Origin of the sequence: Flavobacterium sp., from assembly GCF_040402835.1 — a bacterium.
Classification (GTDB): Bacteria; Bacteroidota; Bacteroidia; order Flavobacteriales; family Flavobacteriaceae; genus Flavobacterium.
The window spans coordinates 45,861-71,542 of the sequence record NZ_JBBALW010000006.1 but is presented as its reverse complement, the minus strand read 5'-3'; the positions used below and the strand labels follow the sequence as shown (position 1 = coordinate 71,542).

The 25,682-nt window shown below is 34.2% G+C and carries 16 protein-coding genes; 13 read left to right on the top strand and 3 right to left on the bottom strand.

What is annotated here, in order from left to right:
- Nucleotides 1-131: 131 nt before the first annotated feature.
- The gene (locus tag AC9UEH_RS03430; RefSeq protein WP_509528404.1) at nt 132-1,220 is read right to left on the bottom strand and encodes an acyl-CoA reductase; all 1,089 of its coding nucleotides are present in this window, start codon (nt 1,218-1,220) and stop codon (nt 132-134) included.
- 144 nt (nt 1,221-1,364) lie between these two features.
- Between AC9UEH_RS03430 and AC9UEH_RS03425 the strand changes: the two genes are divergently transcribed.
- Entirely contained in the window at nt 1,365-1,715 is a 351-nt protein-coding gene (locus AC9UEH_RS03425) for a 4Fe-4S dicluster domain-containing protein (protein WP_509528402.1), read from the top strand.
- A 77-nt stretch (nt 1,716-1,792) separates the two neighbouring features.
- On the opposite strand, the gene AC9UEH_RS03420 is transcribed toward AC9UEH_RS03425, so the two are convergent.
- Nucleotides 1,793-4,222 (bottom strand): TonB-dependent receptor plug domain-containing protein, encoded by a 2,430-nt coding sequence (locus AC9UEH_RS03420; protein WP_509528400.1) that lies wholly within the window; start codon nt 4,220-4,222, stop codon nt 1,793-1,795.
- A 147-nt stretch (nt 4,223-4,369) separates the two neighbouring features.
- Between AC9UEH_RS03420 and ychF the strand changes: the two genes are divergently transcribed.
- The 4 genes from ychF (at nt 4,370) to purL (ending at nt 14,300) form a co-directional block, all read left to right on the top strand.
- A complete protein-coding gene (gene ychF / locus AC9UEH_RS03415) occupies nt 4,370-5,464 on the top strand; it encodes a redox-regulated ATPase YchF (protein ID WP_509528398.1) in 1,095 nt (364 codons plus the stop codon).
- 407 nt (nt 5,465-5,871) lie between these two features.
- Nucleotides 5,872-7,734, top strand: a complete 1,863-nt coding sequence (locus AC9UEH_RS03410) for a DNA topoisomerase IV subunit B (protein WP_509528396.1) — start codon at nt 5,872-5,874, stop codon at nt 7,732-7,734.
- A gap of 86 nt (nt 7,735-7,820) precedes the next feature.
- Nucleotides 7,821-10,457 (top strand): DNA gyrase/topoisomerase IV subunit A, encoded by a 2,637-nt coding sequence (locus AC9UEH_RS03405; RefSeq protein ID WP_509528480.1) that lies wholly within the window; start codon nt 7,821-7,823, stop codon nt 10,455-10,457.
- A gap of 177 nt (nt 10,458-10,634) precedes the next feature.
- Complete coding sequence (gene purL, locus AC9UEH_RS03400) at nt 10,635-14,300, top strand: phosphoribosylformylglycinamidine synthase (RefSeq protein WP_509528393.1); 3,666 nt, start codon at nt 10,635-10,637, stop codon at nt 14,298-14,300.
- 62 nt (nt 14,301-14,362) lie between these two features.
- Here purL and AC9UEH_RS03395 read toward each other — a convergent pair whose 3' ends face one another.
- Complete coding sequence (locus AC9UEH_RS03395) at nt 14,363-14,950, bottom strand: dual specificity protein phosphatase family protein (protein ID WP_509528391.1); 588 nt, start codon at nt 14,948-14,950, stop codon at nt 14,363-14,365.
- 116 nt (nt 14,951-15,066) lie between these two features.
- Between AC9UEH_RS03395 and AC9UEH_RS03390 the strand changes: the two genes are divergently transcribed.
- The 8 genes from AC9UEH_RS03390 to AC9UEH_RS03355 all read left to right on the top strand — a co-directional run bounded on the left by AC9UEH_RS03390 (nt 15,067) and on the right by AC9UEH_RS03355 (nt 25,679).
- Nucleotides 15,067-16,842 carry an AMP-dependent synthetase/ligase gene (locus tag AC9UEH_RS03390; protein ID WP_509528388.1) on the top strand — a complete coding sequence of 592 codons (1,776 nt, stop codon included), beginning with the start codon at nt 15,067-15,069 and terminating at the stop codon, nt 16,840-16,842.
- Nucleotides 16,843-16,953: 111 nt separating this feature from the next.
- Entirely contained in the window at nt 16,954-17,424 is a 471-nt protein-coding gene (locus AC9UEH_RS03385; RefSeq protein WP_509528386.1) for a MarR family winged helix-turn-helix transcriptional regulator, read from the top strand.
- Complete coding sequence (locus AC9UEH_RS03380) at nt 17,424-19,814, top strand: 3-hydroxyacyl-CoA dehydrogenase/enoyl-CoA hydratase family protein (RefSeq protein WP_509528383.1); 2,391 nt, start codon at nt 17,424-17,426, stop codon at nt 19,812-19,814. The genes AC9UEH_RS03385 and AC9UEH_RS03380 overlap by 1 nt, the downstream gene beginning before the upstream one ends.
- 91 nt (nt 19,815-19,905) lie before the next feature.
- Nucleotides 19,906-21,087 (top strand): acetyl-CoA C-acyltransferase, encoded by a 1,182-nt coding sequence (locus tag AC9UEH_RS03375; RefSeq protein WP_509528380.1) that lies wholly within the window; start codon nt 19,906-19,908, stop codon nt 21,085-21,087.
- 113 nt (nt 21,088-21,200) lie between these two features.
- The gene (locus AC9UEH_RS03370) at nt 21,201-22,991 is read left to right on the top strand and encodes an acyl-CoA dehydrogenase FadE (RefSeq protein WP_509528377.1); all 1,791 of its coding nucleotides are present in this window, start codon (nt 21,201-21,203) and stop codon (nt 22,989-22,991) included.
- Nucleotides 22,992-23,156: 165 nt separating this feature from the next.
- On the top strand, nt 23,157-23,684 hold the full coding sequence (locus AC9UEH_RS03365; protein WP_509528374.1) for a superoxide dismutase family protein: 528 nt from the start codon (nt 23,157-23,159) through the stop codon (nt 23,682-23,684).
- 71 nt (nt 23,685-23,755) lie between these two features.
- Entirely contained in the window at nt 23,756-24,955 is a 1,200-nt protein-coding gene (locus AC9UEH_RS03360; RefSeq protein WP_509528364.1) for an LETM1-related biofilm-associated protein, read from the top strand.
- Between the two features lie 265 nt (nt 24,956-25,220).
- The gene (locus AC9UEH_RS03355; protein ID WP_509528362.1) at nt 25,221-25,679 is read left to right on the top strand and encodes a helix-turn-helix domain-containing protein; all 459 of its coding nucleotides are present in this window, start codon (nt 25,221-25,223) and stop codon (nt 25,677-25,679) included.
- Nucleotides 25,680-25,682 lie beyond the last annotated feature (3 nt).

Below are 25,682 nucleotides of genomic sequence, written 5' to 3'. Positions count from 1 at the left end.
GTAATATTCAAAAAATTAAAGTACAAATTTCGGAAATAGGAAACTAAAAACGATTAATAATATCAAAATAATTCTATTGTTTTATTAACAAAATCGTTATAGTTGGCATCGCTAATTGAGAATTTGATACTCTATAATGTAATTAAGAATTTTATGGTGTCCACATTATCTGCATAATCCCATAAATTTGGTTTTTGAGATTGTCCAAATGCAACGCTATTTTCTATTAAATCATTTGAAACAATGCATTGAATTAGCTCATTGTCAGCTTGTAAACGCAATTTAATATCTTCTAAATTTTCATAAAATTCATAAAACACACTCGAAATTGGCGAAGCATAACTGCTGTCTTCTTTGATAATTAGAAATTCATTATCCAACAAATTAAAATTGCTCATTAAGAAAACTGCTTTGTTATAATCGTAATTATTAATGTATTTTTCATATTTGATTACGTCTTGATAAGGAAACATTCCGCCAAAAAAAGCATCAAAATTATAGTCTTTTGGAACAAATATTTTAGAAACATTTCTGCATCCCAGACCAAAATAGCGAAACACATCCTCTCCCAAAGCAATCATTTGTTCTTTCGTTTCTTGCCCGTTTAAAACAGCAACTGAATTTCTTGATTTTCTAATAATAGAGGGTTTGTCTTTGAAATAAAATTCAAAATATCGCGCCGTATTATTACTTCCTGTTGCAATTACAGCATCAAAACCTTCTAATTTACCTGCCACGAAAGTAATGTAATTTACGAGTTTTGGTTCAATTGAAATCAAATATTCAGCTAAAAAAGGCAATAAATGTTGGTCATTTGAAGATGTTTTTACCAACACTTTATGTCCAGAAAGCAACACCGAAATAAAATCATGAAAACCAACCAATGGAATATTTCCTGCTAATATCAACCCTACTGTTTTAGAATCTACATCGTTGAAATTATAGGCGTCCAACCATTGATTTAAGTTGTCAAATGTCAATGCTTCCGCCCAAGATTGAATGGCAAAATACACATTATCATTGGTGTACCAGCCGTTGTGCGATTGTGATAATTTGATTAAAGCATTAAAGCGTTCAAAAAACACCCGAGACGCAGTCGAACTGAGCGAAGCTAAATCATTATTTAAAACAGCTTCCTTTTTTAAGTTTTCAACCTCCGAAAATTGAGATAAGAAAGTCCCAAGTGCTACGAAAATATTTTTTTTATGTTCTAAAGTCATATTGATTTGCTTATGAATAGTTTTGGGTGTAATTTTGCACAAAAATAAGGATAAATATGTCGAATGTCAAAAGTCGAATGTCAAAAGATTCAAATCTCTTTTAACTTTAAGACTTTAAGACTTTCAACTTTAAGACTAAATAATATGGCAATAATAATAACAGATGAATGTATCAATTGTGGTGCTTGTGAGCCAGAATGTCCAAATACTGCAATTTATGAAGGAGCAGACGATTGGAGATATAAAGATGGAACGAAAATTCGTGGAAAAGTAATATTAGCTGACGGAACTGAAGTTGATGCAGATGCCGCACAAACGCCAATTTCGGACGATATTTACTATATTGTTCCTGGAAAATGTACAGAATGTAAAGGCTTTCACGACGAACCACAATGCGCCGCAGTTTGCCCAGTTGACTGCTGTATCCCCGATGATAATCACGTTGAAAGTGAAGAAACGTTGCTAAACAGACAAGCTTTCTTGCATAACGAATAATTATCAAAATAGCATTAAATAAAAAATCCTGAGTTGTAAAGCTCAGGATTTTTTTGTGGTTATATATAAAGTATTGATTAGAAATTAAATCCTAATCTTGCATAATAATACGCTCCGTTGAAGCCCATTTGAACGGCATCCCAATATCCACCAGCTTCAGTATTCCCTGATTCATCTTGTTTCGTTGGATAAACATTGAAAAGGTTATTGCTACCTAATGTTAATTTCAAATGATTTGTCATTTTGTATCCAACTGTTAAATCAGTGTTCACTCTTGCATCATATACATTATCCAAGCCAGCATAGTCAATTAAAACTACTTTACTGAAATGAGTGAATGCCAATCCTGCATCAAATTTGCTTTGAGAATAGTTAAGATTTAACCCGAATTTGTTTTTTGGAGCAGAAGCCAATAAAAAAGCTTGTTCTCTTTTTCCGAAAAAAGTTTCAGCATCTAAAGCACCGTTTTTAACTTTTTCAATTTTCATATCATTGATGTTCCCGACAAGAGTAATACCATAAGTAGCATTATCAATTCTTTTTTTCCAAGCTAAAACGATGTCTAAACCAACCGTTTTCGTATCTGCTGCATTAGCAAAAAATTGCGCTTGATTCACCCCTAAACCTTGGCCTGAAGCGTCAAAATAGCTTGTTAATACAATTCTATTTTTTACATTAATCATATAACCATCAACGGTCGCAGTGAAATTTCCGAAATTAGCCGTTACTCCTAAAGAAGAATTGACCGCTGTTTCTTGTTTCAATTTTTGAATTCCAAAAGAACGCGTTACTGGACTATCATTTGGAGAAAGTAAAATCTCAGTTGCACCTGCTGCATTAATATTGGTAAAATGCAAACCATAATAGGATTGAGCTAATGAAGGAGCACGGAAACCAGTACTCACAGAACCTCGTAAGTTAATATGGTCTGTAAGTTTAAGTCTTGATGCTAATTTGCCATTGGTAGTACTTCCAAAATCACTGTATTTTTCAAAACGAACAGCTCCACTAACCATAAACCTTTTGGTGAGATCAAATTCAGTATCTACATATAAAGATAGGTTACTTCTGTTTTTATCCACTGCATTGCTTGGGCTGTAACCTGGGAAACCTTGCGAACTTCCTGGTCTTGGATCTCCAGAAACAGGGTCGATTGGTGGTGTTTGAAGTGCAGGATTCGTAATTGGATGTCCATTCACATCATACGTTGTATAGGAAGCTTCTTGTCCAGCAAAAACAATAAAGTTTTCGGTGCGAAATTCTGCTCCAAAAGCTAAATTCATTCCACCTAATACGGTATCATAATTTTTTGAGAAATCAAAATTAGTAACATCCTGAGACAAACTATGTCCACCAGCATCAAATTCTGTAGGCGAAGCCATCAATAACGATGGATTCATTGTTCCTTTTATAGTGTAATGAAAAAGATTTTTTCCATACGTATTACTAATGTCAATTTTCCAACCACTATCTGTTACTGTTGTAATTCCAGCTGTTAGTGAATTGTCTAAAACAATGGACGTAATTCTAGGGGTGTATCCACCTGGATAAAAAGATTCTACCACATTGGCGTTGCCACTATTTCTTGTAAAAGCATACGCATCGGTATCTCTATAATTTTTACCGCCAAAAGCATAGAATTTAGTTCTTGCAGAAATTGGAATTGCAGTATTTAAAGTAAAATTATAACTGTCCATTGAAGCTTCTCCAAAACCTTTTCTGAAGTCAAAACCTGGTCGAAGTACTTTTTGTTTTGTGAAATATTCCGTTGTGAAATTTATAAAACCTCCGTCTTTACCGATAGCAACACCATAGTTAAGTCCAACTTTTACAGTATTCCCATCAAAAGCTTTTCTTTTGGTATACGTATTTCCATTCCCATTTTGATCTAAGGTATAGTCTGCTGTATTTGCCGTTCCTGGAAGGAAATTTCCTTGAGCATTTGTGTTATAAGCGCCATAGGTAATTGCTCCTGTTAGTTCATTGACATTGTCATTCAATACAATATTAATTACACCCGCAATGGCATCAGAACCATATTGCGCCGCTGCTCCATCTCTCAAAATTTCAATTCTTTTTATGGAAGTAGCCGGAATTGCATTCAAATCGGTTCCTGTATTTCCTCTACCACGAGTACCATACAAAGTAACCAATGAAGATTGATGTCTTCTTTTCCCATTAATCAAAACCAACGTTTGATCGGGTCCCATTCCTCTCAAAGATGCAGGATCTACGTGATCGGCACCATCTGAACCTGATTGTTTATTGGCATTAAATGAAGGCGCAATGTACTGCAACAATTGATTAATTTCAATTTTCCCACTTTGTGTCGTGAGATCTTTCATATTAATAATATCAATCGGAACGGCTGAATTCACCACTGTTCGTTTGGTATTTCGAGAACCTACAATCTGAACTTCTTTAAGTTCTTCTGCTTTTTTCTCTTGCTCTTGTGCAAAAATAATAGTAGCATTTAGAAAAAACAGTAACAATGTAATTTTTTTCATAGTTAATTAAATTAGGTTTATAAACAATTTTAATAATTAGCAAGTTACCTTTTTTAATTAACGATTACTTAACATCAATCATTTTTTTATACAATTTTTATTAAAAGATATAAATCCTATATTTGCACTCTTTAAAAACAAACTATAATGAAAGCAGGAATTGTAGGATTACCAAATGTAGGAAAATCAACGTTGTTCAATTGTTTATCAAATGCCAAAGCGCAAAGTGCCAACTTTCCCTTTTGTACCATCGAACCTAATATAGGAGTAGTAAATGTTCCTGATTCGAGAATTTCGAAATTAGAAGAATTGGTCAAACCAGAACGCGTTCAAATGGCAACTGTTGACATTGTTGACATTGCAGGATTAGTGAAAGGTGCCAGCAAAGGCGAAGGTTTAGGAAATCAATTTCTTGGAAACATCAGAGAATGTAACGCAATTATTCACGTTTTGCGTTGTTTTGATAACGATAACATCATCCACGTTGATGGAAATGTAAACCCAATTCGTGACAAAGAAACCATCGATATCGAACTGCAACTAAAAGATTTAGAGAACGTTGAAAAAAGGTTGGAAAAAGTAAATCGTGCTGCCAAAACTGGAAATAAAGAAGCTCAAACTGAAAAAGCACTTTTAGATAGAATCAGAGAAACATTGCTTCAAGCAAAATCGGCAAGAACCATCATTCCTCAAAATCACGAAGAAGTGGAATTAATGGAAGGTTTCCAATTAATTACTGCAAAACCAGTTTTATACGTTTGTAATGTAGATGAAGAATCCGCTGTAAACGGAAATAAATATGTAGATCAAGTTCGAGAATTAGTAAAAGACGAAGCCGCAGAAGTAATTCTACTTTCCGTTGGTGCCGAAGCAGATATCACCGAATTAGAAAGTTTTGAAGAACGTCAAATTTTCTTAGAGGACATGGGATTAACCGAGCCAGGCGCATCCGTTTTGATTCGTGCAGCCTATAAATTACTAAAACAACAAACCTATTTCACAGCAGGTGTCAAAGAAGTTCGCGCATGGACAATCGACGTGGGAGCAACAGCACCGCAGGCTGCAGGAGTAATTCATACTGATTTCGAGAAAGGATTCATCCGCGCCGAAGTAATCGCATACGAAGATTTCATCCATTATGGCTCAGAAGCAAAATGCAAAGAAGCCGGAAAATTCAAGGTCGAAGGCAAGGAATATATCGTAAAAGATGGCGACGTAATGCACTTCCGATTCAACGTATAAAAACTAAGATTTCAAAACCGCTACCAATTTAGCGGTTTTTTTTGGTGCCAATTCCAGCTTTCCACTTCAAGATTTTTCCATAAAACGTTTTTTTCTAAGGCAAAAAAGCAGCTTCCTTTAGTCGCTCTTTTTTGCCAAGAAAAGATACGTTTTCTCAAAAAAATGCTTTCCGTTGCAATCTGGGGCACAATCCCGAGACAACGGAAAAATAGATTTTAAAAGGAATTTCAGAAGATTTAAATTAAAAATCTACAATCTTAAATGAAAAATTCCATTGTCAATATCATTCTTAATAACTTTGATTGCAAAATATTTTAAAACAAATCGAATTTCACTACATTAGCAAATTCGTGGTCTAAACAAAAATAATGACTAAAGAAAAGCAGTTAAATTCGATAAAAATAAAAATGTCAGATCAAAATCAATATACCGAAGACAACATCCGTTCACTAGACTGGAAAGAACACATCCGAATGCGTCCCGGAATGTACATAGGAAAACTTGGTGATGGTTCGTCTCCAGACGATGGTATTTATATTCTTCTCAAGGAAGTTCTCGACAACTGTATCGATGAGTTTGTTATGGGAGCAGGTAAAAACATTGAAGTTACCATCAAAGAGAAAACCGTAACCGTTCGCGATTATGGACGTGGAATTCCACTTGGAAAAGTGATTGACGTAGTTTCCAAAATGAATACAGGTGGAAAATACGACTCGCTTGCCTTCAAAAAATCAGTAGGTTTAAACGGAGTTGGAACAAAAGCTGTAAATGCTTTATCCTATTATTTCCGAGTTGAATCTGTTCGTGATGACAAACAAAAAGCCGCAGAATTTTCAGCAGGAAACTTGGTTCTTGAAGAAGATATTGTAGAAACTACCAAACGAAAAGGAACTAAAGTTACCTTTATTCCAGACGAAGCTATTTTCAAAAATTACAAATTCCGTTATGAATATGTAATCAAAATGGTAAAGAACTATTGTTATCTAAACAACGGTTTGACCATTTTATTCAATGGCGAAAAATACTTTTCAGAAAATGGATTAAAAGATTTATTAGAAGAAACCATCCACGCTGATGATTTAGAATATCCAATTATTCACTTGAAAGGCGAAGACATAGAAATTGCAATTACACATAGTAAAACCCAATATAGCGAAGAATACCATTCGTTTGTAAACGGTCAAAATACCACTCAAGGAGGAACGCATCTTGCTGCCTATCGGGAAGCAATTGTGAAAACCATTCGGGAATATTACAACAAAAGTTTTGAAGCTTCCGATGTGCGAAAATCGATTGTAACTGCAATTAGTATCAAGGTTATGGAACCTGTTTTTGAGTCGCAAACCAAGACCAAATTAGGTTCTACCGATATGGGTTCGGAAGCAGGAATGCCTTCGGTTCGTACCTTTGTAAATGATTTTGTAAAAACCAAATTAGATAATTTCTTACATAAAAACCCACCAACTGCAGATGCTTTGTTGCGTAAGATTTTGCAAGCCGAAAGAGAGCGTAAAGAATTATCTGGAATCCGAAAATTGGCTACCGATCGTGCAAAAAAAGCCAATCTTCACAATAAAAAATTAAGAGATTGTCGGGCACATCTTCCTGATACAAAAAATCCTAAAAATTTAGAAAGTACTCTTTTTATTACCGAAGGAGATTCTGCTTCTGGATCGATTACAAAGTCACGCGATGTGAATACCCAAGCGGTTTTCAGTTTGCGTGGAAAGCCATTGAATTCCTATGGAATGAGCAAAAAAATTGTTTATGAAAACGAAGAATTCAATTTGCTTCAAGCAGCATTAGACATTGAAGATGGTTTAGAAAAATTACGATACAACAACATAGTAATCGCTACCGATGCCGATGTCGATGGAATGCACATCCGATTATTATTGATTACTTTCTTCTTGCAATTTTTTCCAGAATTGATAAAAGAAGGGCATTTATATATTTTGCAAACGCCCCTTTTCAGGGTTCGTAATAAAAAAGAAACCATATATTGTTATTCTGATGACGAACGAAAAGAAGCAATCGAAAAATTGAAGCCAAAACCAGAAATTACGCGATTTAAAGGTTTGGGAGAAATATCGCCCGATGAATTCAAGAATTTCATAGGCGAAACCATTCGTTTGGATCCGGTTATGATGGACAAAAACACCTCAATTGAGCAATTATTGTCTTTTTATATGGGAAAAAATACGCCAGACCGCCAAGAATTTATCATCAAGAATTTGAAGGTAGATTTAGATGTTGTTGAAGCAAGTTAAATTAAAAGATGCAAAGAAATTAAATGGACGAAGATAACATAATCCCAAATGAAGACGAATTTAACGAAGAGTTAAACGAATCTGCAATGGAACAAGGCTTTGAAGATATAAAATCATCAGAAGGAAAGCATTTTTACGAAAATGACGAGGACGGCAACGATACCATTACCAAAGTTACAGGAATGTACAAAGATTGGTTTTTGGATTATGCCTCGTACGTAATTTTAGAACGTGCTGTACCTGCAATTGAGGACGGTTTTAAACCTGTTCAACGCCGTATTATGCATTCGCTTAAGGAGTTGGACGATGGTCGTTATAATAAAGTTGCCAATGTTGTTGGTCATACAATGCAATACCATCCTCACGGAGATCAGAGTATTGGTGATGCTATGGTGCAAATTGGGCAAAGAGAATTATTGATTGATTGTCAAGGAAACTGGGGAAATATCCTTACCGGAGATAGCGCCGCAGCCTCTCGATATATAGAGGCACGATTATCAAAATTTGCTTTGGAAGTTTTGTATTCCCCAAAAATTACCGATTGGGGAGTTTCCTACGACGGCCGTCGGGCTGAACCTAATAATTTACCTGTAAAATTCCCATTATTATTGGCTTCTGGAGCTGAAGGAATTGCTGTTGGACTTTCCACAAAAGTATTGCCTCACAATTTTAATGAATTAATTGATGCTTCTATAAAAATATTAAAAGGAAAACCATTTCAGCTATTTCCAGATTTTATGACGCAAGGAATTGCAGATGTTTCCAACTATAATGATGGATTGCGTGGTGGAAGAGTTCGTGTTCGTGCTAAAATTGGACAATTAGACAAAAATACCTTGGTGATTACCCAAATTCCGTTTTCTACAAATACGACTACTTTAATAGATAGTATTTTGAAAGCCAATGAAAAAGGAAAAATCAAAATCAAGAAAATTGAAGACAATACTGCTGCTGAAGTTGAAATTTTAATTCATCTTTTTCCAGGCGTTTCTCCAGATAAAACCATAGATGCTTTATTCGCTTTTACCGCTTGTGAAACTTCGGTAGCGCCTTTAGGATGTGTAATTGAAGACAATAAACCTTTATTTATTGGTGTTTCAGAAATGTTGAAAATTTCAACAAACAGAACGGTTCAATTACTAAAAAGTGAACTCGAAATTCAATTAAGTGAATTAGAGGAACAATGGCATTTTGCTTCATTGGAACGTATTTTTATTGAACAAAAAGTATATCGATTAATTGAAGAAGAAACAACAAAAGAAGGCGTAATTTCTGCAATTGACGAAGGTTTGAAACCGCATATAAAACATCTAAAACGAGCCGTTACTGAAGATGATATACTTCGATTGTTAGATATTCGGATTATGCGTATTTCTAAATTTGATAGCAATAAAGCCCAAGACAAAATCGAAGCTTTAGAAGGCGATATTGAACAAGTAAAACACGATTTAGCCAACTTGATTGATTTTGCAATAGCATTTTTCACTCGTCTTAAAGATAAATACGGAAAAGGAAGAGAACGTCAAACAGAACTTCGCATTTTTGATGATATTGAAGCTACAAAAGTAGTCTTAAGAAACACTAAATTATATGTAAATAAAGAAGAAGGATTTGTGGGAACAAGCCTTAAAAAGGACGAATATGTTACCGATTGCTCTGATATTGACGATGTTATTGTATTTCTTCGAGATGGAAAAATGATGATTACTAAAGTCGATGCGAAAACATTTGTTGGTAAAGATATCATTCACATTGCTATTTTTGATAGAAGCGACAAACGAACGATTTATAATATGATTTATCGCGATGGAAAATCAGGACCATCGTACATCAAAAGGTTCAATGTTTCTGGAGTTACACGTGACAAACCGTATGATTTAACAAATGAGAACTCAGGCTCTCAAGTATTGTATTTTTCTTGTAATCCAAACGGAGAAGCCGAAGTAATTACTATTTTACTGCGCCAAGTTGGAAGTGTTAAAAAATTAAAATTCGATATTGATTTTGCGAAATTAGCCATCAAAGGTAGAACCTCTAAGGGAAATATTGTTACCAAATATCCTATCAAAAAAATTGAATTGAAAGAAAAAGGTATTTCTACATTATTACCGAGAAAAATTTGGTTTGATGATACCGTTCAACGATTGAATGCAGATGGACGAGGCGAATTGTTAGGAGAGTTCAGACCAAATGATAAAATTTTAATCATACAAAAATCTGGTAAATTAAAAGTCATTATTCCCGAATTGACGACGCATTTTGATGAAGATATGGTTGTTCTTGAAAAATGGATTCCTAAAAAACCTGTTTCCGCAATTTATTACGATGGCGAAAAAGAGCGTTATTTTATAAAACGTTTCTTAATAGAAGTGGAAAATAAAGAAGAAATTTTCATTACAGAACATCCAAACTCACAATTGGAAATCGTTTCGACTGATTATCGACCTGTCGCAGAATTGGTATTTAACAAACTTAAAGGGGTTCAAAAAGAAAATTTAACAGTTGATATTGAGTCTTTCATTGCTGTAAAAGGCTTTAAAGCACTTGGAAATCAATTGACAACCGACAAAGTAAAACAGGTAAATTTATTAAAATCTTTAATTTACGAAGTCCCTAAAGAAATAATTCCAGAAGAAATCGAAGTTGAGGGAGATATCGAAGTTAATGGCATTGACGATTCTGAAATTCAACTTGATGAAGACGGACAAATCACGTTGTTTTAATTTTTTTTATGACCTCAAAACTTTTTTTGATAAAAAATTAGATAAATAACAATGATTTATTTATTAAAAAAGTATAAATAATGATATCAATAAATTTCACTCAGACACTTTAATATTAATTTTGCACAACGCACTTTTTTAAAGTATTTTTGCGTAACACAACAATAATTACAAAAAATGATTCACTTCTTCGGAAACCAGACCAATACGGTTTTTGCTGTTCAATCGCAAAACGAACTTTCTGCCCAAGACATTTCAAAATTAAACTGGCTTTTTGGCAATTCAAATAAAATAGAAAAATCCGTTCTAAATACAATTGGAACGGATTTTTTTATTGGCCCACGAGCCACAATGATAACGCCTTGGAGCACGAATGCCGTTGAAATCACTCAGAATATGGGGATTTCTGGAATTATCAGAATTGAAGAATTTCAAAAAGTTACAGCTGATTTTACTGATTTTGATCCAATGCTTTCTCAAAAATATTCTGAATTACATCAAGATATTTTTACCATAAATAGTCAACCAGAACCCATTCTTGAAATCGATGATATTTCTAGATATAATAAATCAGAAGGTTTGGCTTTGAGTCAAGAAGAGGTTGATTATTTGGATACTTTATCAATTAAAATAGGACGAAAACTAACCGATTCTGAAGTTTTTGGTTTTTCGCAAGCCAATTCAGAACATTGTCGTCACAAAATTTTCAACGGAACATTTGTAATCGATGGCGAAGAAATGCCCTCTACCCTATTCAAATTAATCAAGAAAACAGCTGCTGAAAATCCAAACGATATTGTTTCTGCTTACAAAGATAATGTGGCATTTGTAAAAGGACCAAGGGTGCAACAATTTGCACCAAAAAGTGCTGACAAACCTGATTTCTATGAAACCAGAGATTTCGATTCTGTAATTTCATTAAAAGCAGAAACTCATAATTTCCCAACAACTGTTGAACCTTTTAATGGCGCAGCAACAGGTTCTGGCGGAGAAATTCGTGACCGATTAGCTGGCGGACAAGGTTCATTGCCATTGGCTGGAACGGCGGTTTATATGACTTCCTATTCTCGTTTATCTGAAAATAAACCTTGGGAAAATGGAATGGAAGAAAGAAAATGGCTGTATCAAACCCCAATGGATATTTTAATAAAAGCATCAAATGGAGCTTCTGATTTTGGAAATAAATTCGGTCAACCCTTAATTACAGGTTCTGTTTTAACATTTGAACACGATGAAAATAACCGCAAATTAGGATACGACAAAGTCATTATGCAAGCGGGTGGAATTGGTTATGGAAAATTAGATCAAGCCATCAAGAAAAAGCCAAAAGCAGGCGATAAAATCGTGATTTTAGGTGGTGATAATTATAGAATTGGAATGGGTGGAGCGGCAGTTTCATCAGCAGATACAGGTGCTTTTAGTTCTGGAATTGAATTGAATGCCATTCAACGCTCGAACCCAGAAATGCAAAAAAGAGCTGCAAATGCAATTCGTGGATTGGTTGAAAGCGACTTAAATCCAATAGTTTCCATTCACGATCATGGAGCTGGAGGACATTTGAATTGCCTTTCAGAATTAATCGAAGAAACGGGCGGTTTAATCGATTTAGACAAATTGCCAATTGGCGACCCTACGCTTTCCGCAAAGGAAATTATTGGAAACGAATCTCAAGAAAGAATGGGATTGGTAATTGCGCCAAAAGACATTGAATTACTACAAAAAATAGCTGACAGAGAACGTTCGCCAATGTATCAAGTTGGCGATGTTACGGATACCAATCGCTTTACATTTGAATCAAAAACTACGGGTCAAAAACCTATGGATTTTGCTTTAGAAGATATGTTTGGAAGTTCCCCAAAAGTGGTTATGACGGATAAAACCATTACTCGAAATTATTCCGAATTAGACTATTCCCAAGATAAAATTTCAACCTATTTAGAGCAAGTATTGCAGTTAGAAGCCGTTGCTTGCAAGGATTGGTTGACCAATAAAGTCGATCGTTGCGTGGGTGGAAAAGTCGCCAAACAACAATGTGTAGGGCCGTTGCAATTGCCATTAAATAATTGCGGCGTAATGGCATTGGATTATTTAGGAAAAGAAGGAATTGCAACTTCCATCGGACACTCGCCAATTGCGTCGTTAATTGACCCAATTGCAGGAACCAGAACGGCAATTGCAGAAGCATTATCAAATATTATTTGGGCACCAATAAAAGACGGAATGAACGGACTTTCATTGTCTGCCAATTGGATGTGGGCATGTAAAAACGAAGGCGAAGATGCCCGTTTATACGCTGCTGTAAAGAGTTGTTCCGATTTTGCAATCGAATTAGGAATTAATATTCCTACTGGAAAAGATTCCCTTTCGATGAAACAAAAATACCCAAATGATGAAGTAATTGCACCCGGAACGGTGATTATTTCGGCAGGTGGAAATTGCATTGACATTAAAAAAGTAGTCGAACCGGTATTACAAATTGACGGCGGTTCCATTTATTATATCAATCTTTCACAAGATAATTATAAGTTGGGTGGAACTTCATTTGCCCAAATATTAACAACTATTGGAACAGAAACGCCAACAATTAAAGATTCAAAATTCTTTAAAAACGCATTCAATTCAATTCAAGAATTAATTTTAGAAAATGAAATTATTGCTGGTCACGATATTGGAAGTGGCGGATTGATTACTACTTTATTTGAAATGTGTTTTGCAGATATTAATTTGGGAGCTAGAATTAATTTCTCAACTTTTGAAGAAAAAGACCTTATAAAAATATTGTTTTCTGAAAATATTGGAATTGTATTCCAAGCCAAAAATGATGCTGTAATTGAAAATAAACTTTCAAATAACGGAATTGAATTTTTCAAAATTGGTTCTGCAACTAACGAAGCTACTTTAGACTTTGGACATTTGACTTTAGACATACCTAAATACCTAGATATTTGGTACACAACATCGTATTTATTAGACCAAAAACAATCTAAAAATGGAATGGCGAAAGCCCGTTTTGAGAATTATAAAAACCAACCTTTAAAATTCATTTTCCCTACTCATTTTACAGGAAAAAAACCAGTAATTGATTCGACAAAACCACGTCCAAAAGCAGCAATTATCCGTGAAAAAGGAAGTAATTCAGAACGTGAAATGGCAAATGCTATGTATTTGGCAGGATTTGATGTAAAAGATGTTCACATGACCGATTTGATTTCGGGACGTGAAAATTTAGAGGAAATTCAGTTCATTGGCGCTGTTGGAGGTTTCTCGAATTCAGATGTTTTAGGCTCTGCCAAAGGTTGGGCAGGAGCCTTTTTATACAATGAAAAAGCAAAGACTGCCTTAGATAATTTCTTCAAAAGAGACGACACTTTATCCGTTGGAATTTGTAATGGTTGCCAATTATTTATGGAGTTGGAAGTCATAAATCCTGAGCATGAAGTTCATGGAAAAATGAAACACAACACATCAAACAAACACGAAAGTGCGTTTACATCCGTGACCATTCAAGAAAATAATTCCGTAATGTTGTCCACATTGGCGGGAAGCACTTTGGGAGTTTGGATTTCGCATGGAGAAGGAAAATTTAACTTGCCATTACCCGAAGAAAACTACAATATCGTTTCTAAATATTCTTATTCAGATTATCCTGCAAATCCAAATGGATCCGATTATAACACGGCAATGCTTTGCGATAAAACCGGACGACATTTGGTAATGATGCCGCACATTGAGCGATCAACATTCCAATGGAATTGGGCTAATTATCCAAAAAATCGCACAGACGAAGTTTCCCCTTGGCACGAAGCTTTTGTGAATGCAAGATTGTGGATTGAAAACAATTAAAATATTTACATAAAAAAACTCATAATTTAATTATGAGTTTTTTTGTACCAATTGGAAAATTCCTATTTTTCCAAATTCAATTCTTTTCTGCTTTTATAATTGTGAAGAAAATCTCCTTTAGGCTTTCCTAAATCAAAGGAAGTCCATTTGGTAATAAATCGTGTACTTTTTCTTGCCTTGTCTCTATTCATGTTTTCATATTCAATTCTATAAATTGCCGAATACATTTCAGCACGCCCAACTCCGTGGTAACAATGAATTAAAACGGGGTAATTATTGGGATTATCCATAATTTCAAAAAACATATCTAGATTTTTCTGAACTGGAACTTGGTCAGATCCATTGTTGAAATAATTTACACCCTTAATTTTTTTAACCGCATTTTTTTCGGCAGTTAATTCAATAGGAATTTCTGGATTGTTTACATCATCACCAGTACCCGGAAAACGCAAGTCTATGATTGATTTTATATGATACTTATTTACATAACTTTCAATTTCATCTGGCGGTATTACTCCCGATTTATATACTTTCCCTTCAGTTATCGTTTCGAAATTATGATTGATATTCATGTCATAAACATATTTTCCAACCAAAATTAGAATGAAAGCTAATACGATAAATCCAATTTTCTTAATGTTCTTTTTCATTTCGTAAAATTAAAAACTAATTTCTATAAATAATGTTAATAATATGAATTAAAAAAAATGTTCGTGAATTTGTTTATTTTTCATTAATTTGCAATTATAAAATTATCAAGTCCAAAATGACAAATATAACGCGGTTATTCGAATTTCCTTATTATCAATTAGAGAAATTTAACTCTATTCCAGATGCATTAGTTACTAAGCAAAATGGAACTTGGATAAAAACTTCTACTCAAGAATATATTGCTAAAGCAAATGCTATTTCAAGGGCGCTTCTTAGAATTGGCGTGCAAAAAAATGATAAAATAGCGGTGATTTCGTCAAACAATAGAACTGAATGGAATATTACTGATATAGGAATTTTGCAAATAGGAGCTCAAAATGTGCCAATTTACCCAACGATTTCTGAAGATGATTACGAATATATTCTAAATCATTCTGAAGCTATTTATTGTTTTATATCTGATATAGAAGTCTTTAGAAAAATAAATCTGATTCGAAATAAAGTTCCAAAACTAAAAGAAGTATATTCATTTAATGAAATTGAAGGATGTGCAAATTGGACTGAATTATTAGAATTAGGAAAAGATACAAGTAACCAAGATGTTGTTGAAGACAGAAAAAATAGTGTTAAAACAGAAGATTTAGCAACTATTATTTATACTTCTGGAACTACTGGAAAACCAAAAGGCGTAATGCTTTCTCATCAAAATATTGTTTCAAATGTTTTGGATAGTGCGCCAAGAATTCCCTTTACCGCTGGAAATAGTCGTGCTTTAAGTTTTCTTCCTATTTGTCATATTTTTGAAAGAATGATTCTTTATTTATACCAATATTATGGTGTTTCAGTTTATTTTGGAGAGTCAATTGAGAAAATTAGTGATAACATAAAAGAAGTGAAACCAACTGTAATGACAGCTGTGCCAAGACTTCTTGAGAAAGTATATGATAAAATTTTTGCAAAAGGATTGGAATTAACTGGAATTAAAAAAGTACTCTTCTTTTGGGCAGTAGATTTAGGATTGCGATTTGAACCATACGAAAAAAATGGTATTTGGTATGAATTTCAACTTAAAATAGTCAGAAAATTAATATTCAGTAAATGGAAAGAAGGACTTGGTGGAAACTTAGATTTGATGGTTTCTGGAAGTGCTGCATTACAACCAAGATTAGCTCGAATATTTGCAGCAGCACAAATTCCTGTGATGGAAGGATATGGATTGACTGAAACTTCTCCAGTAATTACTGTTAATGACATAAGGAATTTTGGTTTCAAAGTCGGAACCGTTGGAAAAGTAATCGATAATGTAACGGTTAAAATAGCGGAAGATGGTGAAATTCTTTGCAAAGGTCCGAACGTAATGATGGGATATTTTAAAGATGAAAAATTAACAAGTGAAGTAATTACGGATGGATATTTCCATACTGGCGATATAGGCGTATTTGACGACGAAGGTTTTCTGAAAATTACAGACCGGAAAAAAGAAATGTTTAAAACATCAGGTGGAAAATATATTGCACCACAATTGATTGAAAATACAATGAAACAATCCCGTTTTATAGAGCAAATTATGGTTGTTGGAGATGGTGAAAAAATGCCTGGTGCTTTTATTCAACCCAATTTTGAATTTGTAAAAGAATGGGCAAAAATTCATAAATTAGATATTGGGACTACAAATGAAGAAATAGTTTCAAATCCTAAAGTAATCGAACGAATTCAGGAAGAGATATCCGAATTGAATGAGAAGTTTGGTAATTGGGAAAAAATAAAACGCTTTGAATTGACACCTGATTTATGGACAATTGATGGAGGTCACCTCACTCCTACCTTAAAATTAAAGCGCAAAATTGTGTTAGAAAAATATAAAGATTTATACGCTAAAATTTATGAATAACCCTACTATTTAAACTCCTCAGATTTGAGGAGTTTTTTTTATTATAAAATTAACACTAAATACTATGCGTGCATACTATTTTTTATTATATTTGAAAAGAATTAAAAAAGTATGAAAGAAAAAACTATAGATTATATTCTTAGAGCGACTTGGCAAGCTGTTTCCAGAATGTATAATGATGAAGCGCAAAATTATGGTGCAACGATGGCTACGGGTTTTGCCTTGTTAAGTATGGATAAAGATCATGGAACTCCATCGACTTCATTAGGACCAAAAATGGGTATGGAAGCCACGAGTTTAACACGAACTTTAAAATCTATGGAGGAAAAAGGATTGATTATTAGAAAAAAAAATCCTAAGGATGGTCGAGGTGTATTGATTTACTTAACCGATTTTGGGAGAGAAAAAAGAGAATTATCTAAAAATACTGTTCTGAAATTTAATGATACCGTAAAAAAGCATATATCTGAGGAAAAATTTCAACATTTTATAGAGGTTGCTGAAACTATAAATGAGTTAATCCAAGAGAAAAATATTTTTAATAGTAAGGAGAATTTAATTCTTCAAAAAAATAATAAATAATGAAACGCACCATAAAAAAAGTTGCAGTAATTGGTTCTGGAATTATGGGGTCAGGAATTGCCTGCCATTTTGCTAATATTGGAGTTGAAGTTTTACTCCTAGATATTGCTCCAAGGGAGCTTAACGATGCTGAAGCAAAGAAAGGATTAACATTGGTTAGTAAAATCGTTCGCAACCGTTTGGTAAACGAGCATTTAGCCAATTCATTGAAATCAAAACCTTCTCCTATATATAATCAAAAATTTGCAAGCCGAATAACTACTGGAAATACTTCTGATGATATGGCTAAAATTGCCGATGTCGATTGGATAATTGAAGTTGTTGTGGAGCGGTTAGATATTAAAAAATTGGTTTTCGAGCAAATTGAAAAATTCAGAAAACCAGGTACTTTAGTCACTTCAAACACCTCTGGAATTCCTATTCATTTTATGAGTGAAGGACGATCTGAAGATTTTCAGAAACACTTTTGTGGAACTCACTTTTTTAATCCTGCTCGCTATTTAAAATTATTCGAAATTATTCCAAGACCTCAAACTTCGTCCGAAGTATTGGATTTTTTAACGATTTATGGCGAAAAATACTTAGGAAAAACTTCGGTCGTTGCCAAAGATACTCCTGCTTTTATTGGAAACAGAATTGGAATCTTCGGAATTCAAAGTTTATTTCATTTGGTAAAAGAATTGGGATTGACCATTGAAGAAGTCGATAAATTGACAGGCCCTGTTATTGGAAGACCAAAATCGGCCACTTTCAGAACCGTCGATGTGGTTGGATTAGATACTTTGGTACATGTTGCCAACGGAATTTATGAAAATTGTCAAAACGACGAACAACACGAATTATTCAAATTACCTGATTTCATCACAAAAATGATGGAAAACAATTGGCTTGGAAGCAAAACAGGACAAGGTTTTTACAAAAAAGAAGGACGAGATATTCTGTCTTTGGATTTAGATACTTTGGAATATCGTCCTGCCAAAAAAGCATCATTTGCAACATTGGAATTAACAAAAACTATTGATAAACCGATTGATCGTTTCAAAATTTTGGTAAAAGGAAAAGACAAAGCAGGTGAATTCTATAGAAAAAGTTTTGCTGCAATGTTTGCTTATGTTTCCAATAGAATTCCTGAAATAGCAGATGAATTATACAAAATTGACGATGCTATGAAAGCGGGTTTCGGCTGGGAAAATGGACCTTTCGAAATTTGGGATGCGATTGGTGTAGCAAAAGGAATCGAAATAATGAAAGCCGAAGGTTTAGAACCAAATGCATGGGTTAATGAAATGCTGACTTCTGGAAATTCGAGTTTTTATACCGTAAAAGAAGGAGCAACTTATTTTTATAATATTTCAAATAAAACGCAAACTAAAGTTCCTGGACAAGATGCATTTATCATCCTGAACAACATTCGCAAAAGCAAAAAAATATGGAGTAATAGCGGTGCCATTATCCAAGATTTAGGTGATGGGATTTTGAATTTAGAATTCCAATCGAAAATGAATACTATTGGTGGCGATGTTTTACAAGCTATCAACAAAGCAATTGACTTATCGGAAAAAGAATATCAAGGTTTGGTTATTGGAAACCAAGGAGCCAATTTTTCTGTGGGGGCAAATATCGGCATGATATTTATGATGGCGGTCGAACAAGAATATGACGAACTGAATATGGCTATCAAAATGTTTCAAGACACGATGATGCGCGTTCGTTATTCTGGAATCCCAGTAATTGTTGCCCCTCACGGAATGACTTTGGGTGGCGGTTGCGAAATGAGCATGCACGCCGATAAAGTAGTTGCTGCAGCAGAAACGTATATTGGTTTGGTTGAATTTGGAGTTGGTGTAATTCCTGGAGGTGGCGGATCGAAAGAAATGACCTTGAGAGCATCCGATTTATTTCGTAAAAACGATGTGGAACTGAATGTTTTACAAGAATATTTTATGACCGTGGCGATGGCAAAAGTTTCGACCTCTGCTTATGAAGCATTTGATTTAGGAATTTTACAACACGGAAAAGACGTTGTTGTAGTGAATAAAGACCGACAAATTGCCGAAGCAAAAAAACACGCTTTGCTAATGGCAGAAGCAGGTTATACCCAACCAATTCGCAGAAATGACGTCAAAGTTTTGGGGAAACAAGCTTTGGGGATGTTCTTAGTCGGAACTGATCAAATGGAAGCCGGAAAATACATCTCCGAACACGACAAGAAAATTGCAAACAAACTGGCGTATGTCATGGCTGGTGGTGATTTATCTGAACCGACATTGGTATCTGAACAATATTTATTGGATATTGAAAGAGAAGCCTTTTTGTCGCTTTGCACGGAAAGAAAAACATTGGAAAGAATTCAGTTTATGTTAACTAAGGGGAAACCGCTAAGAAATTAATTATAAATTATAAATGTTGAATTTTAAATTTCTAAAAGACATTTGATTCAACCGATAATTTAAAATTTATAATTCAAAATTTAAAATAATTATGAAAACAGCCTATATAGTAAAAGCATACAGAACCGCCGTTGGGAAAGCACCAAAAGGGGTATTTAGATTCAAGCGTCCTGATGAATTAGCAGCAGAAACCATTCAGTTTATGATGAATGAATTGCCCGATTTCGACAAAAAACGCATTGATGATGTGATGGTTGGAAACGCCATGCCGGAAGCCGAACAAGGACTAAATATGGGCCGATTGATTTCCTTAATGGGATTAAAAATCGAAGATGTTCCTGGTGTAACTGTCAATAGATACTGCGCTTCAGGATTAGAAACTATAGGAATGGCAACTGCTAAAATTCAGTCAGGAATGGCCGATTGTATCATTGCTGGTGGTGCCGAAAGTATGAGTTTTATTCCTATGGGAGGGTATAAACCAACCCCGGATTATGCTGTTGCAAAAGCGGGAAATGAAGATTATTATTGGGGAATGGGTTTGACTGCCGAAGCGGTTGCAAAACAATATAATATATCGAGAATTGACCAAGATGAGTTTGCTTATAATTCGCATTTAAAAGCTTTGAAAGCACAATCGGAAGGTAAATTTGACAAACAAATTGTTCCCATAACTGTGGAGCAAATTTTCATTAATGAAAATGGCAAAAAAGAAACCAAATCATATGTTGTAAATAAAGATGAAGGACCAAGAGCAGGAACTTCGGTAGAAGCTTTGGCAGGATTACGACCAGTTTTTGCGGCAGATGGAAGTGTTACCGCTGGAAATTCATCTCAAATGAGTGATGGAGCTGCTTTCGTTTTAATTATGAGCGAAGAAATGGTAAAAGAATTGAACCTCACCCCTATTGCCCGTTTGGTAAATTTTGCTTCGGCTGGAGTTGAACCCAGAATTATGGGAATTGGTCCCGTAAAAGCGATTCCAAAAGCATTGAAACAAGCGGGATTACAATTAAAAGACATTGATTTAATTGAATTGAATGAGGCATTTGCCTCCCAATCATTAGCAGTAATTCGGGAATTGGGATTAAATCCTGATATCGTAAATGTAAATGGCGGCGCTATTGCTATGGGACATCCACTTGGTTGTACAGGTGCAAAATTATCGGTTCAACTATTTGAAGAAATGAAACTCAGAGGAAATAAATACGGAATTGTAAGTATGTGCGTGGGAACAGGACAAGGAAGTGCGGGGATATTTGAATTATTATAAGCCCCCTAACCCCCAAAGGGGGAACTCTCGTGATAATAAATAAAAAAAAGTATATAATCTAAAACCCTACTTACCCCTGGTAGGAATCCCCCTTCGGGGGTTAGGGGGCTGATATGGATAACAAAACAAGAGGCGGACAATTTATCGTAAAAGAGACAAAATGCGAAGACATCTTCACACCAGAAGATTTCAATGAAGAACAATTAATGATGCGGGATTCGATTAAGGAGTTTGTAGACAAAGAAATTTGGCCTAACAAAAGCCGGTTTGAAAACAAAGATTATGCGCTTACAGAAGAGACTATGAAGAAAGCGGGTGACTTAGGTTTTCTGAGTGTTGCAGTCCCTGAATCTTATGGAGGAATGGGAATGGGATTTGTGAATACAGTTTTGGTTTGCGATTATATTTCAGGTGCAACAGGTTCTTTTTCTACAGCTTTTGGAGCACATACTGGAATTGGAACAATGCCAATTACTTTATATGGAACAGAAGAACAAAAGCAAAAATACGTTCCAAAACTCGCTTCTGGCGAATGGTTTGGAGCGTATTGCTTGACAGAACCTGGGGCTGGATCCGATGCAAATTCGGGAAAAACAAAAGCAGTTTTATCGGAAGATGGAACACATTATAAAATCACGGGACAAAAAATGTGGATTTCTAACGCAGGATTTTGTTCGGTATTTATTGTTTTTGCCAGAATTGGAGATGATAAAAACATTACTGGTTTCATTATAGAAAATGATTCTAATAATGGGATTTCAATGGGTGAAGAAGAACACAAATTAGGAATTCGTGCATCTTCTACGCGTCAAGTTTTCTTTAATGACACTGTTGTATCTGTTGAAAACATGCTTTCTGAAAGAGGAAATGGTTTCAAAATTGCTATGAATGCGTTGAATGTAGGAAGAATAAAATTGGCCGCAGCCTGTTTAGATGCTCAAAGAAGAGTTACTTCTGGTGCAATAAAATATGCCAATGAAAGAATTCAATTCAATACTCCGATTGCACAATTTGGAGCTATTCGTTATAAATTAGCCGAAATGGCAACTTCGTGTTATGCGGGAGAAAGCGCCACCTATAGAGCTTCAAAGGATATTGAAGATAGAATTCATGCTCGTGAAGCTGAAGGAACATCACATCAAGAAGCAGAATTAAAAGGTGTTGAAGAATATGCTATTGAATGTTCGATTCTAAAAGTAGCTGTATCTGAAGATGTACAAAATTGTGCCGATGAAGGAATTCAAATTTTTGGTGGAATGGGATTTTCAGAAGACACACCAATGGAAAGTGCCTGGCGTGATGCCCGAATTGCTCGTATTTATGAAGGTACAAATGAAATCAACAGAATGCTTTCTGTGGGGATGTTGATTAAAAAAGCTATGAAAGGCCATGTTGATTTATTAGGTCCTGCTTCAAAAGTTCAAGAGGAATTGATGGGAATTCCGTCATTTGAAACCCCTGATTATTCCGAATTATTTGCTGAAGAAAAAGAATTAATTGGAAAATTGAAAAAAGCATTCCTAATGGTAGCAGGCGGAGCTGTTCAGAAATACGGTCCTGATTTAGACGAACACCAACAATTATTAATGGCAGCTGCAGATATGTTAATTGAAATTTACATGGCGGAAAGCACTATTCTTAGAGCAGAAAAAACAGCTAAAAAAGTAGGTGAAGATAAAGTTCAGGAACAAATTGCAATGGCAAAATTATACCTGTATAAAGCAGTTGATATAATCAATCTAAAAGGGAAAGAAAGCATAATTTCTTTTGCCGAAGGCGATGAACAACGGATGATGTTAATGGGTTTGCGCCGATTTACTAAATATACCAATATGCCAAATATTGTTGGTTTGAGAGAAGTTATTACATCCAAATTAGTGGAGAAAAATGAATATTGTTTCTAAAATATAAAGGTAGTTATTGATGTTTATGGTTAAAAGTCACTTTGTATTCATTTGCAAAGTGATTTTTTTTTAAAATAAGCCATAAATTTTAATATAACATTAAGTAATATAAACTCGATTTATAAGAATTTATACCTAATTTTAATAAAAATTAAATTTCCTACTATGAAAAAAATAATCGTCTCAATCGCAATAATTATTGCCGTAATTATTGGATGTAAAACCAATTCTTCAAATGGTGTTTCAAATAAATTAAACGTAACTTTTGAACCTAAAAGCAATAGTAATGTTAGTGGCTCTGGGGTATTTACAGAAAAAAACGGTCAGGTTACTTTTACAGCCAATTTCAAAGGATTAAAACCTGGAATTCACGCAATTCACATTCACGAAAAATCAGATTGTACTGCTGCAGATGGAAGTTCTGCAGGAGGACATTGGAATCCAACATTCAAAAAACACGGAAAATTAGGTGAAGGAGAAGCGCACAAAGGAGATATTGGGAATTTTACAACCGATGAATTTGGGAACGGAACAATCATTATCACAACTTCAGAATGGTGTATTGGTTGTGGCGATACTACCAAAGATATTGTTGGAAAAGGTTTAATTGTGCATCAAGGTCCCGATGATTATGTAACGCAACCTTCCGGAAATTCAGGAGCAAGAGTAGCATGTTCAGCAATTATCAAGTAAAAATTAATTTAGTGGAAAATCGCTTTATTAATGCTTGAAAAAATATAAATTTGTTGCTCTAATTCGTAGCAATGATAAACCCATCAGCAACCGGCTGGATTGATAAATTTTTTTTAGATCAAAAATCTTTAACGAATCCTGTTATTGAGAATCCTGACTTTTTTTATTCAAAAGTTAGAGATACAGGTTTCATTTACGGCTATACAATTTCATTGCAAACGCCTGTTTTTGTTGACAATCAAGGTTGGACGGAAGACGAAATTACCAAGATTGCCTTATTGAATACTTTATTTGGTATTTATAAAATCACAACTCTTGAAAGTAATCCTGAAAAATACATTTCCAACGTTTTAGCTTTCTATAATGAGATGCATCCGCAAGGATTTAACTTGTTTAAGAAGATTTTACCGAGCAATTCCAACTCGTTAAATTTAGAGAAAATCATCGATACTCGTGTTCAAACCAATATCGATATTATCAACAAACAGTTTTCTCACGTATTGACCAATGCGTTACTTTTTGTAGATGTTTTGGCGTTTCAATATTATTTAACGCACAATTCTATTCCTGAAAAATATTTAAAAAAGATTGAAGAAACTATTATTAGTTTGGTTTCATTGGCGTTAAAAACGAAATCCAATAAGACTAAATATGACGATTTGCTGATAAAATTATTTGAAGCATCGGTTCGTTACAGTAAGTTTTCAAATGTGAGTATTCAAAATTTAGAAGAATTGAAATTGGATTATTTTACTTCCGATTTAGAAAAATACTATTTGATAGATTTGGCAGGAATGGCGTTGTGGAGTGAAGGTATTGTGGAGAAAAACGAAGCCTATTTCCTTCATAATTTGGCTGAAATAATGACTGTTTCCGATGATTTTGTTTTGGAAAGCATTGCTAAAACAAATGAATTTATTACAGAATACAAAGATGAAATTCCTTATTTTAAATACTCAAATCCCGTAAAACACTTTTTTGATCACACTACTCAAAGTGTGGAAGTTTTGATTAGTCGAAACAAAAATAGATTGTTCAAAGAACTTTCCGAAAGCAAAGAATTAATGATTTTACTTGCAAAATCCACCAGGCGCGATTTAGACGATAAGGAAAAGAAGAAAGTAAAAAAACAATTGTTGGATATTTGCAAATCAATTCCTTCCTTGACCATATTTTTGTTGCCTGGCGGAAGTTTGCTTTTGCCAATATTAATCAAATTTATCCCCAATTTACTTCCTTCGGCGTTTAATGAAAATTTAGACGTAGAATAACATCCCTATTTTTTATTTCTTTAGGAGCGAATTGTCCTCTTGTATTTGGAATTGCAATACCCGCTTTCGGCTATATCTCTTCGCTTCGCTGCGAGGATATCGCCTTAATCGGGGTTAATGGAAGAATTGTTTTGATAATTTTTATATTTCGGAAAACAAAAAATTTATTGAATATTTAAAACTATATTTGAAATAGATAATGCGAAACAAACCTTCGCCAAACCCGAAACCGTTATGCGGCATTTTATGAAACGACAACCAAAATATGAAAATCATCAACTATTTAGCTGACATACTATTCCGACACCAGAAGAAATTGGAAATTATTGCAATATTTCTTCTTTGCTTGACAATTAGTTTTCGTTTCACAAATTTCAAAACAGAATGGCTATGGAGTGACAAAACTTACATTGCTGTCATTTTAGTTTTAATGTTAATTTCAATAGCATTGATTTGGATAAAAATTGAAAAGGTAAAGACCGATAATTTAATCAAACTGATAAAAACTGAAATAATTGTAAACAGAACGAACACAGAAAATCAGTTAGACGAATTATCAGCTAAACAAAAACAGGTTTTTGATTTAATATTAATTGGAAAATCTAACAAGGAAATAATGGATGAATTATGTATTGAGTTAAGCACTCTTAAAACACACATAAATAAGATTTATAAAATACTCGGAATAACATCACGACAACAGATTAAAAAGTTAAAAATCTAAGAC